This is a genomic window from Pontibacillus sp. ALD_SL1 (assembly GCF_017355605.1).
Genome location: NZ_CP062974.1, coordinates 448,908 through 460,500, shown reverse-complemented (window position 1 = coordinate 460,500; position 11,593 = coordinate 448,908). Strand labels below are relative to the sequence as shown.

At 41.3% G+C, this 11,593-nt stretch carries 11 protein-coding genes; 3 read left to right on the top strand and 8 right to left on the bottom strand.

Annotation, left to right across the window (positions count from 1 at the left end):
* Window positions 1-3: 3 nt before the first annotated feature.
* The 7 genes from IMZ31_RS02365 to IMZ31_RS02335 form a co-directional block, all read right to left on the bottom strand.
* A complete protein-coding gene (locus IMZ31_RS02365; RefSeq protein WP_207529055.1) occupies window positions 4-954 on the bottom strand; it encodes a carbohydrate kinase family protein in 951 nt (316 codons plus the stop codon).
* A 113-nt stretch (window positions 955-1,067) separates the two neighbouring features.
* The gene (locus tag IMZ31_RS02360) at window positions 1,068-2,441 is read right to left on the bottom strand and encodes a sucrose-specific PTS transporter subunit IIBC (RefSeq protein WP_207529054.1); all 1,374 of its coding nucleotides are present in this window, start codon (window positions 2,439-2,441) and stop codon (window positions 1,068-1,070) included.
* Window positions 2,442-2,660: 219 nt separating this feature from the next.
* Complete coding sequence (locus tag IMZ31_RS02355; RefSeq protein WP_207529053.1) at window positions 2,661-3,488, bottom strand: PRD domain-containing protein; 828 nt, start codon at window positions 3,486-3,488, stop codon at window positions 2,661-2,663.
* Between the two features lie 107 nt (window positions 3,489-3,595).
* Complete coding sequence (locus IMZ31_RS02350; RefSeq protein ID WP_207529052.1) at window positions 3,596-4,093, bottom strand: PTS sugar transporter subunit IIA; 498 nt, start codon at window positions 4,091-4,093, stop codon at window positions 3,596-3,598.
* 206 nt (window positions 4,094-4,299) lie between these two features.
* Window positions 4,300-4,752 carry a nucleoside deaminase gene (locus IMZ31_RS02345; RefSeq protein ID WP_207529051.1) on the bottom strand — a complete coding sequence of 151 codons (453 nt, stop codon included), beginning with the start codon at window positions 4,750-4,752 and terminating at the stop codon, window positions 4,300-4,302.
* Window positions 4,753-4,864: 112 nt separating this feature from the next.
* A complete protein-coding gene (locus IMZ31_RS02340; protein ID WP_207529050.1) occupies window positions 4,865-5,599 on the bottom strand; it encodes a CAP domain-containing protein in 735 nt (244 codons plus the stop codon).
* 290 nt (window positions 5,600-5,889) lie between these two features.
* Window positions 5,890-6,642 carry a YkgJ family cysteine cluster protein gene (locus IMZ31_RS02335; protein ID WP_207529049.1) on the bottom strand — a complete coding sequence of 251 codons (753 nt, stop codon included), beginning with the start codon at window positions 6,640-6,642 and terminating at the stop codon, window positions 5,890-5,892.
* 358 nt (window positions 6,643-7,000) lie between these two features.
* On the opposite strand from IMZ31_RS02335, the gene IMZ31_RS02330 reads away from it, so the two are divergent.
* The 3 genes from IMZ31_RS02330 (at window position 7,001) to nhaC (ending at window position 10,074) form a co-directional block, all read left to right on the top strand.
* Window positions 7,001-7,135 (top strand): YflJ family protein, encoded by a 135-nt coding sequence (locus tag IMZ31_RS02330; protein ID WP_207529048.1) that lies wholly within the window; start codon window positions 7,001-7,003, stop codon window positions 7,133-7,135.
* Between the two features lie 178 nt (window positions 7,136-7,313).
* Entirely contained in the window at window positions 7,314-8,321 is a 1,008-nt protein-coding gene (gene mreBH, locus IMZ31_RS02325) for a rod-share determining protein MreBH (protein WP_207529047.1), read from the top strand.
* Between the two features lie 328 nt (window positions 8,322-8,649).
* Window positions 8,650-10,074: a Na+/H+ antiporter NhaC gene (gene nhaC, locus IMZ31_RS02320; RefSeq protein ID WP_207529046.1), complete on the top strand. Its 1,425-nt coding sequence runs from the start codon at window positions 8,650-8,652 to the stop codon at window positions 10,072-10,074.
* A 32-nt stretch (window positions 10,075-10,106) separates the two neighbouring features.
* Here nhaC and IMZ31_RS02315 read toward each other — a convergent pair whose 3' ends face one another.
* Complete coding sequence (locus IMZ31_RS02315) at window positions 10,107-11,456, bottom strand: alanine/glycine:cation symporter family protein (RefSeq protein WP_207529045.1); 1,350 nt, start codon at window positions 11,454-11,456, stop codon at window positions 10,107-10,109.
* Between the last annotated feature and the right edge of the window lie 137 nt (window positions 11,457-11,593).

Genomic DNA, 11,593 nt, shown 5'->3' with positions numbered 1-11,593 from the left:
TCCTTAGGAAGATAAGTGTTGTTTAACTTGTTCGATGGTTGGTAAAGCTGTCATAGCACCTTTAGTCGAGGCTGCAAGTGCACCAGATACACTCGCCATCTTCGCCATCTCTACAGCTTGTTCAATTGATAACTCTTCCATAGAAACATCCGCTTCATTGATTGCATAAAGAATTCCCGAAACGAATGCATCTCCTGCACCAGTTGTATCGACTGCATTCACTTTCATAGCGTCCACTTTAGCCATTTCACCATTCGTAACCACGTAACTACCTTCTCCACCAAGTGTTACAAGCATAAATGGAATATCGTACTTCTCGTTCAATTGCTTAATTCCAGCTTCAATGTCTTTCTCACCTGTAACAAACTCAAGTTCTTCCTCTGAAACTTTCAATACATCTACCTGGTCAAGCATAGAAACAATCGCTTCTTTCGCCTGATCTTCAGACGACCACAAGCTCATACGTAGGTTTGGATCAAAGGATACAATCATGCCTTTTTCACGAGCTATCTGCACAGCATGCTTCGTTGCTTGCTTAGCAGGTTCATTAATCATCGAAATTGTTCCGAAGTGAAGAACGCGATGTTCATCAAATAAAGATTCTTCTACATCATTTACATGAAGCATCTGATCGGCACTTGGATTAATGAAGAATTCAAAGCTACGCTCCCCATTTGCTGCAAGAGATACAAACACGACACCTGTTCGTACGTCTTGAGTAAAGGTCATGCCATCTGTTCTCACACCATAAGAAGTAAGAGTATCTTTCAGGAAGTGACCTAATGAGTCATCTCCTACTTTACCTAGAAATGTTGATTTTGCTCCTAAACGCGCCAAGCCTACTGCAACGTTAGCCGGAGCGCCACCTGGGCTTTTCTGATATTCAGTGTTCTCACTTGTTAATGGGATAAAGTCGATTAGTGCTTCACCCAAACTAATAATACCTTTTGTCATGGTTCTATCTCCCTTCACGAGTTCCATACTTACAGATTACCAAAAACGAACTCTTATGTCCTACATGAATAAAAGAAGTCAGGCAACCTGGCCTGACTTCTTGTTCATTTGTTCTATTTTTTCTCTTCTTTCCAACCTAGCAGCAATGTTGCTAAGAAGGCACCACCGATAGCAATCACAAGTCCGATGATATAATTTAGCGTGTCAGAACCTGTTGTTAGAGCAATCATTGGTAGTCCAGTTAAACCAATACCATTCGCTATTACGCCTGTAAAGGTAACGTAGAAGCCACCTAGAGCGCCACCAATCATCGCACCGATGAATGGACGACGGTGCTTCAAGTTAACACCGAAGATGACTGGCTCTGTTACACCAAGGAAGGCGGATACAGCACCTGGAAGTGCAATTTCTTTTGTTTTCTTGTTCTTTGTTCTGAAGAATACAGCTAGACCAGCACCACCTTGAGCTACGTTTGCCATCGCCCAGATTGGTAGAAGGTAGTTACCTGCTTTGGTTAAAAGCTCAGCTTCTATCGCGTGGAAGCTGTGGTGTACGCCCGTCAATACGATAAGGGAGTACGTACCACCAAACACTAGACCAGCTAGTCCTTGAGCTGTTCCATAAACCATATCTAAAACCGTTGTAATACCAGAACCAAGTAGACGGCCTGCTGGTCCAACGACAAGCAGTGCTGCGAAACCAGTTAAGATAACCGTTAAGAATGGTGTAACAAGTAAATCAATAACTCCTGGAACCACTTTGCGGATATTCTTCTCAAGAACACTCATGATATATACCGTTAACAATACCGGGATAACTGTTCCTTGATACCCTAACATTTCAATGGAAAAGCCAAAGAAATCCATTGTAGGAATTTCAGCTGAACCTGCATTCCAAGCGTTTAATAACGCCGGGTGGGTCATAATACCACCAATAACAGCACCTAGATAAGGGGTCGCCCCAAACTCTCTCGCTGCACTAAAACCAATCAGAATTGGTAAGATAATAAAGGCTGCAGAAGAGAACATATCTAACATGGTGAAGATCGCGCCATCTGGATCTCCCCATTCATAAGCCTTCATCAAACCAAGAAGCCCCATTAACATACCGCTGGCTACGATTGCCGGGATGATTGGTACGAAAATATTCGAAAGCATACGAGCGAAACGAGCAAATGGATTCATGTTTTGCTTAGCTGCCTCTTTATGATCGACACCTTCTTTTTGCTCACCTTGCTCAATGCCTAATTCTTTTGCAAATGGTTGAAACACTTTGTTGACAATTCCTGTACCGAAAATAATTTGATATTGACCTGAACTTGAGAAGGCCCCTTTAACCCCATCAAGTTCTTCAATGGCAGATTGGTCAACCTGGCTTTCGTCACTAATCACCAAGCGAAGACGTGTTGCACAGTGAGTCGCACTGACAACGTTATCCTTTCCACCTAACAACGGAACTAACTTCTGTGCTATATCTTTGTAGTCCATGTTGTTTTCCTCCCTTTTCAATATAAGTTAACCAGAACGTTTCTAAAATATAAAAAAAGGCAAGACCTAAACCATCTACAAAGGGTACACCTATCCCTTGTAAACACTTTAGGTCTTGCCTGCCAAAACAGTAACAATCCTGCTTTATTAGTTTGTATCTCCATTGTAGTGTAAGCGTTGCCGAGATGCAATACTTTTATCCTAAAAATCCTTTCCAGTCTAGGTACGTTCTAGTACTCGCTGGATGTGAAGAGCAATGTAACCAATCTCGGAATCAGGGAATGTAATTTCATACTCTTCTTTAATATACTGGGCCATCTTCTGAGACAACACAAAAGCCCCTTCATACTTTGTTCGAATTAGATCAAGCATATCCGGGTCCATATCATGAAATGGTTCTCCTGTTTCAATACGATTTAAAGCAAAGTGAAGATGCGTTACCATACGCTGGTGAGAAATCCCTTCAGGATCTACCCTTGAGCCTGACTCTTCTTCTAATACACCGATCATTTCATTAATCATCGTTGTATGCTTCATCGTATTCTCCATCGTACTTGCTCCAAGCTTTGCCGTATGAATGTGCAAGGCAATATGTGCGGCTTCATCCTCAGGAATCGGAACCCCAGTTCTCTTCTCAATCAAGTCAATTGCCCACAAGCCTATTGAGAACTCTTGAGCATAAAGGGTCTTTATTTCTGTAATAAGCTTGTTCTGAATTCGGAATCCTTGTCTTAAACGCTCTACTGCGAAGGATATATGATCAGTTAAAGAGATGTGAATATGATCACTAAGGGGGACTTTCAAAAAGCCCTCCGCATAACTGATAATTTCTTCTGCTAGTTCAACAACGTCTTCAGGCAGCGTTTTCAACAGTTCCTGGAATTTCTTATTCCCTTCAGACATAACGAAGATCTTCTCAATCTTTGATTGACTGATCACATCATTCTTGGATTTTTGGAAGGCAATTCCCGCTCCCATTACAATCTTTTCCTGATCGTCTTCTTTAACGACTACCGCATTATTATTTAGGATTTTGTTAATTTTCATATCGCCGCCACCTCCTATACGTTTCTAAAAAAATAAAAGGTTGTGTTTATCATGGCAGTTTTCCATGATAAACACAACTTTTGATGAAGCAAATGGCGGCTAGTGTATTATTTTACGGTTACTTTTAGAAGTTCAGTTTCACCTTTAGTCGCATCACCGCTGTTTAGACGCTCCATATTCTCAAGTTCATCACTGTTTGTGATGATGACTGGTGTAATAGTGCTCTTAGCTTTTTCTTTTACTTTATCCATATCAAACGTAATTAGAGAGTCACCCGGTTTCACTTTATCTCCAACTTCTACGTGACCTTCGAAACCGTCACCTTCCATGCTAACAGTCTCAAGACCAATGTGAATAAGTACTTCTAGTCCACCTTCTGTCTTGATCCCAATTGCGTGCTTGGTTGGGAATAATTGAACAATTTCACCAGCAATTGGTGCTACAACATTACCATCTGCAGGTTCAATCGCCAGTCCTTCACCCATCATCTTTTGAGAGAAAACAGGGTCAGGTACTTCTTCAAGGTCTAGCACCTTACCGTTTAGTGGAGCTACTAGTACTTCTTCTGATACTTTGTCTTTTTTACCAAATAATTTCTTTAACATATTAGGTCACCCTTTTTCAGAATATTTTATGAAATTAAAAAGACCTAAAACGGGTAGAGGTAATCTACGTTTTAGGTCTTGCCTGATCGAGTCAGTTACAATCCAAGTCATATGTTTACTTTTAAGAGTAAACGGATCCATATGGATTGTCAAGAAGTTGTAACGTAGTTTACCTTATACAATGAATATACCCGATCTACATGTGGTTAACCATTTTCTTTTTTATAGTAACCCATTGCATCAAAGTCTGAATTGCTAATCGGGACGTGCACCATATCGATCGAGCGTTGTTCTTTAGGTTTTGATAACTCCATATAAACGTGTTTAGATAAACCAAGCCCTGTTTCTTCAGCTTCAAGAATCGTTTGAGCGTAGAACACTTTCTTGATGCCGGCGAAATACATAGCTGTTAAACACATTGGGCAAGGCTCGCCACTTGCGTACATCACACAACCTTTAAGATCTGTTTGCCCTAACTTCTCTTGCGCCCTACGTATAGCTTCCATTTCCGCATGTGCACTAACATCGTACCTTTGGTGTGTACGATTCACATCTTCCGCTACAATTTCATCCCCTTTTACAAGAACTGCCCCAAATGGCGTTCCACCTTCGCCCACGTTCTGAACAGCTAACTCTAAAGCTCTTTTTATAGGATCCATATCTACGCCTCCTTTTCCCTTTTCATATTATGTACCCGTTCTTCCTCTATTAAAGTATCCTGATTGGCACAAAAAATGCCCCGGGTATAATAACCCGGAGCACAATGAGATCTTACTTTCCAATAAATTGTTGTGTCCATACATTTCCATTCTCAACGAAACCTACACCAATATGGGTAAAGTTCTCATTTAAGATGTTTGCACGGTGACCTTCACTATTCATCCATGCATCTACGACTTCTTGAGGGGTTTGCTGTCCTTTAGCAATGTTTTCACCTGCTGTACGGTATTCAATACCAAATTGTTTCATCATATCAAATGGAGACCCGTATGTTGGGCTATCATGAGAGAAGTAACCGTTTTGAGCCATATCTTGAGACTTCTTCTCGGCTACATTGCTTAACTCTTTATCAATCTTAAGTGGTTCTAAGCCCTGCGCTGCACGCTCTTCGTTTGTAAGTTCAACCACTTTTTGCTCAAACTGACTCAGCGCATTTGTTTGTTGTTGTTCCGGTTGCTTTTGAGTTTGGGCAGGCTCTTGTTGTTGTTGTGGAGCAGGTGCTTGCTGTTTATCAGGAGCTGGCGTTGCTTCCTCTTGTTTAGGCTTCTCTTGTTGAGGTTTTTCTAGTTGTTGTTTGTTTGGTTGATTCCATTTAATTTCATAGTTTGATAGAAAATCGTTCATCCATTGATCTAGTTGTTCTTGACTGACTTGTTGTCCACCTTCAAATTGGAACGTTTTCGTCTTAATTGAATCTTGAGACTGTGCATGTGCGTCAGATTGCATCACGCCTCCCGCCATAAGAGATGCTGCAAGAGCAGTTGTTATTGTGACTTTTTTAAACATGTAATCTCCTCCTGTAGAGTTCTTTGTTTGGAACATCTACATCATACCATCGGATTTTATGTAATATTTTTGGGAGGAATTTACTCGTGAGGCTTTTTGAAATGAAACCTATTATCGAAAAAGTGGCTCAATTATTGATACACCAAACTAGAACTAAGATTTAATCAGAATCAAGAATCTTCCCATATATATCCTTTGATAGTATAATTTTTAAGAGAATTGCTATTGACGTCTACAAAAGAAAGCCTCCCTTGTAACATTAAGGGAGGCTTTGTAAACTTGTTGTTACATTATTTCTGTTGTTCTTCCGCAATCCACTGCTTGGCCCAGTTCGCCAGATAATCATAATTCCAAACGTCTGACGGATAGTCTATAAACATCTCTTCTCCGTCTTCATACATTTCTTGAAGAACTTCATTTAATGAACCCATATAAAAGTCATAAAGGAATTCATAACTAATCGTTTCCTTTGGCATGTAGTTATCCGCACAAACTTGAGGGTCTGCATAGTTCACATACGTCCGGCACGGAATCGGTCTGATTTCATAAGCCATACACATGTTACTTTCTGTATCTAACATTGGGCAAGGAACCTGTGAAGCAATATATTTCTTCTTAAACTCAGGGTCATTCTCATGATCAATGGACGTAACATGTTCAATTTCTTCCTTATAATTAACCTGCCACTTTTTTAAATGATCCATAATACGCTGCTTACGTTCTGCCGGCCAATGATCAATGATCCGCTTCATTGTTTTTGCTTCAAGTTCGGTAATAATAATTGGGAAGTAACAACAAAACGCACATCCCATAAAACAAGAAGCTTTAACATCCATGAACTGCTCCATGTTACTCATTTCTTCATTAACTTGTTGAAGAAACTGCTGAAACCCATCCATTATAATCTCATCAGCCGAACGCTCACTCGCCAATAGCTGATCTGTAATGGAAGCAAAATATCTATCATTTAACTCGTATTGCTCATTTAATAATTCAATACGTTTTAAAATGTCCTCATATGTCAAATAGTGCTGTGATGTCACACCTTACACCCTTTCCTAAACCTTACCTACTCCCAATAGTTTAACATCAGCACTCACTTTTGTACTAGTTTAAAAGGAAATTCGAGCACCCTCGAACAGGATCCATATATTGTAACCCAAAAAAGAGGGGACGTTTCCAAGCCCCCATTCCCTCAATAAACGTAACGTCCTCAACCAAAACCCAACTTCAAGCCTCTCACATATATGGTGGATATATGAAACGAATGAAAAACAAGAGTAAACATATACAGGACCAAAAAAATAAAGGGATACCCTTTCACTAGCTTGGGAAAGATGGTACAATGACAACGATGATTATTGCTCTTTATTAAATGCTATAGAAGAAAGGATGTTAGCCATGCATATCGGAAGCAAAGGTTGGTATGTTAACGAACTTAAAAAAGCTGGCATGAGCCGTTACGAAGGCCGCAAGCTTGAAAGCTATAAAAAGCACATTCTTGCAAACCTATACTTCGGCAAAGCTGCTAAGTAAGGTTGCTTGAAAAACAGAGAGCCCTCGCGCTCTCTGTTTTTTTATGCTTAAATACATCATCCCTCATTAGCAATACTGGAATATATTGCGCACAAATCGCGACGTCTGACACCCCCATAAAACTTGGCTTATAGGAGAAAACTATAGGAAGAAATACATCATTGGAGGAACGCTACACATGTTTTCTAATGCAGAAATTGGTATTGATTTAGGTACTGCGAACGTTTTAATTTATTCTAAAAATAAAGGGATTGTTTTAAACGAACCCTCTGTTGTAGCTATTGATACAGAAACTAAAAATGTTTTAGCTGTCGGGAAAGAAGCTAAACAAATGGTCGGAAAAACACCTAAGAACGTCATCCCGATCCGCCCTCTTCGAGAAGGAGTTATTGCGGACTATGACATAACCGCACAAATGTTAAAAGAAATGCTTAAAAAGGTCAGTAAGAAAATGGGTCTTTCTATGCGTAAACCGAACGTAGTTATTTGCACACCATCTGGTTCCACTTCTGTTGAGCGTCGTGCGATCCATAACGCTGTAAAAAGTTATGGCGCAAAGCATGTTCACTTAATTGAAGAGCCAGTAGCAGCAGCAATTGGTGCTGATCTTCCTGTAAGTGATCCCGTTGCAAACGTTGTTCTCGATATTGGCGGTGGTACAAGTGAAGTAGCGATTATCTCCTTTGGTGGTGTCGTTTCCTGCCGTTCGGTTCGCTATGGCGGAGACACTATGGATGAAGAAATCGTTCAACACGTACGCCGAAACTACAATGTGCTTATCGGTGAACGCACAGCTGAAGAAATTAAAATCAACATCGGCTATGCACTAGTCGATCACGAAGAACTAACGATGGAAGTCCGCGGCCGCGACATGGTAACTGGCTTACCTAAGACGATTACACTTGGCTCTGGAGAAGTTCAATCTGCCTTACGCGAAAATCTTGAAAACATTCTCGAAACCGTCCGTGCTACACTAGAAGATTGCCCACCTGAACTAAGCGGCGATATTGTAGACCACGGCGTTGTCATCACAGGCGGAGGAGCTTTATTAAATGGTATGGAAGAATGGTTAAGCAGCGAGATCTCTGTTCCTGTTCACCTTGCTCCAAACCCATTGGAATCTGTCGCAATCGGCACAGGCCGTTCCCTACAAATGATTCAAAAACTTCAAAAAGCTGCAAAATAAAAAAAGGCTGTCCTAACAATATTAGGACAGCCTTTTTGTTTTGGTTTTGAGGTCGTGCTCGTCCTTCTTGGGCCGTGCTCTTCACTTTTCGAGCCGTCGCTCGCGGCTTGTACGCGTTCACTTTTCGGGCCGTTGCTCGCCGCTTTCGGACCGCGCTCTTCCCCTTTCCACCCATCCGGACTCTTTTCTAATCTCGTTCCATGCTTATGTTGACATTCCAGGCAGATGCAAGTAAAATATTTTAGTAAGTAAAAGCATAAAAGCATAAAAGCGTTAAAGCAATTTGTATACATCTTAGATTTTTTTCACTATGAAAGGAATGCACTCTATGAATAAAAAACCTAGCTTTCTACTAGCTCTGTTCCCGCCAGCGGCACTTATTGCAGCGGCAGCGTACTCCATTCCGAATGAGTTAGGAATGTTCCTTCCCTTAATTATCGGAATTGTTGCTACTAGTATCGTTGGAATGATTACAGGAAACTCCTGGGACGAGCTACAAGAATATATGAAAAACGGTGTTTCAAGAGCCCTACCTGCTATCTTCATCCTATTTATTATTGGTACCATCGTTGGATCGTGGATGTTAAGTGGTACGATCCCTTCTATTATCTATTATGGATTAGAATTTATTAAACCGAGTCTATTTCTTCCTACCATTGCCTTAACAACAGGTGTAGTGGCCATTACACTCGGAAGTTCATTCACAGCCATTGCTACTGTTGGTGTGGCATTCATGGCAATTGGAGCCGGCATGGGAATACCAGACCCATACATTGTCGGAGCATTAGTATCTGGCGCATTCTTTGGTGACAAGATTTCACCACTATCTGATACGACCAACATCGCCCCTGCTATGGTTGGGGTAAACCTCTTTGATCACGTAAGACACATGCTTTGGGATACGATCCCAGCATTCGCCATTAGTTTAATTTTATTCTGGTTCCTTGGCTTAAACGCAGGAGGAGGAGCTGCTCAATCAGAGAAGATCTCCTCTATTATGTCTGGCCTAACTGACACGTTCACCATTCATCCATTACTTCTGACTCTACCGGTCATTACGATTGTCTTAATCGTGAAGCGATTGCCAGCAGTGCCTTCCCTTGTGATCGTGAGCGTGATTGGAGGAATCGTTGCCTTCTTCGTTCAAGGCAGTTCACTTGCTCAAATTATGGGCGCCATGACAGATGGCTTCGCTCCAAGCACAAGTTCAGAGACATTAAATGCTTTATTCGATCAAGGCGGAGGCGTGACATCCATGCTTCCAACAATCGGTTTAATTATTGCTGCAACAGCACTAGGCGGTGTTCTTGAAGGAACAGGGATCTTCACAGTTCTATTAAATCGCATCGTCAATACGATTCAATCCACAGGATCACTCGTGTTACGCACAGTTCTCTCAACGCTCGTTGTTGCATTCACAAGTGGTGAGCAGTACTTGTCGGTCATTCTTCCATCCCGCGCTATGGCTGAAGCATACGAGAAACAAGGGGTTCATCCAAAGAACTTATCTCGCACAGTGGAAGCAGCTGGTACCGTGGGAATCAACTTAGTCCCATGGGGAGTTACGGCACTATTCGTTAGCAATATTACAAACGTTAGCCCTTATAGCTTCATACCATTTATTTTCTTTGCTTATCTCGTAATTGGGATTAACCTATTCTACGGGTACACCGGGATCTCTATTACAAAGGCAGATGCTAAAGCAGAACAAGATGAACAACAAGAAAGGGACAGGTTCCCTGTAGCTCGTTAAGACGCTACAGGGGCCTGTCCCCCTTTTATCATCTAGCGGAAGTCATGTAAGTAAGTCTTCCATGTTTTTTTAATTATTTTCGTTAAGCCAATAAGAGCAAGAATGTTTGGAATGACCATTAATGCGTTAAACGTGTCAGCCATTTCCCAAACAAAATCCACTTGAACGAGAGCTCCCAATACAATGCAAATTAAAACAATACTTCTGTAAAACGGAACACCTTTTTCTCCAAACAGAAACTTCACATTCACTTCGCCGAAATAAGCCCATCCGAGGATGGTCGTGAACGCAAAGAAAAGTAAACATATCGCGATAAACGGAGTTCCGAATGAACCCAAGCCTCGCGCAAACCCCTCTTGAGTAATCGCACTCGCTTCTAATCCTGATTTATGAGCATTTGTTAACAACACGACCATAGCTGTTAGCGTACAAATAACAACCGTATCAATAAATACACCAACCATCGCAACTAAACCTTGTTGGGCTGGATGCTTCACGTTTGCAACAGCATGAGCATGTGGTGTTGAACCCATACCTGCTTCGTTTGAAAAAAGTCCACGCGCAATTCCATAACGTACTGCTTCTTTAATCGTCGCTCCAAGTACACCACCACCTGCAGCTTCAGGGCTAATAGCTGATTGTACAATCAACTTTAAAGTTGGAATGACCTGATCAGCATGCAAGAACAGGATAACGAGACTTCCTATAATATAAAGGAGCGCCATTACGGGAACAACATTCCCAGCGAATGTTGAAATACGGCTAATTCCTCCAAAAAGAATGAGCCCAACAAAGAAGGCAATAAGGACACCCAAGATAATATTAAAGAATTGAGAATGATTTCCGATTGTTTCGTTCATTGCTACAGTAATCGCATTAGATTGCACCATGTTCCCTACAAACCCTAACGCAAATATAATCGCAATCGCGAAAAAGCCTGCAAGCCAGCGACTGCCGAGACCATCTCTTATATAATAAGCCGGACCACCATAGACCTGATCTCCTTTTTTCACTTTATACACTTGCGAAAGCACCGCTTCAGCGAAGATTGTCGCCATGCCAAAGAAAGAACTAATCCACATCCAGAATATTGCGCCGGGACCACCAGCAGCAATCGCCGTTGCTACACCAGCAAGGTTACCCGTACCAACTTGTGCTGAAATGGATGTAGCAAGTGCTTTAAACGAATTAATACCGTCTTCTTCCTCCTGCTTTTTAAACAAAGGGGCAAACGTTCGTTTAAACCCTTCTCCTAAAAAACGAACTTGAATGAAACCAAGCTGTATTGTTAACCAAAGACCTGTCCCAAGTAAAAATAGGAGCATAACCGGCCCCCATAAGAAACTGTTAATTTGTTCAAATGTTGTTGTTAAAAAATCCACGATGTATTCCTCTCGATCTGTTTTCATTATTCACGCATAATACCATAGAAGAGTATAGTACGTGCAAGCGTTTTACAGCAAGACATTTTCCACCAGAGATAGACAGTAATTTATGGGAGGTGGAATCATACAAAAAG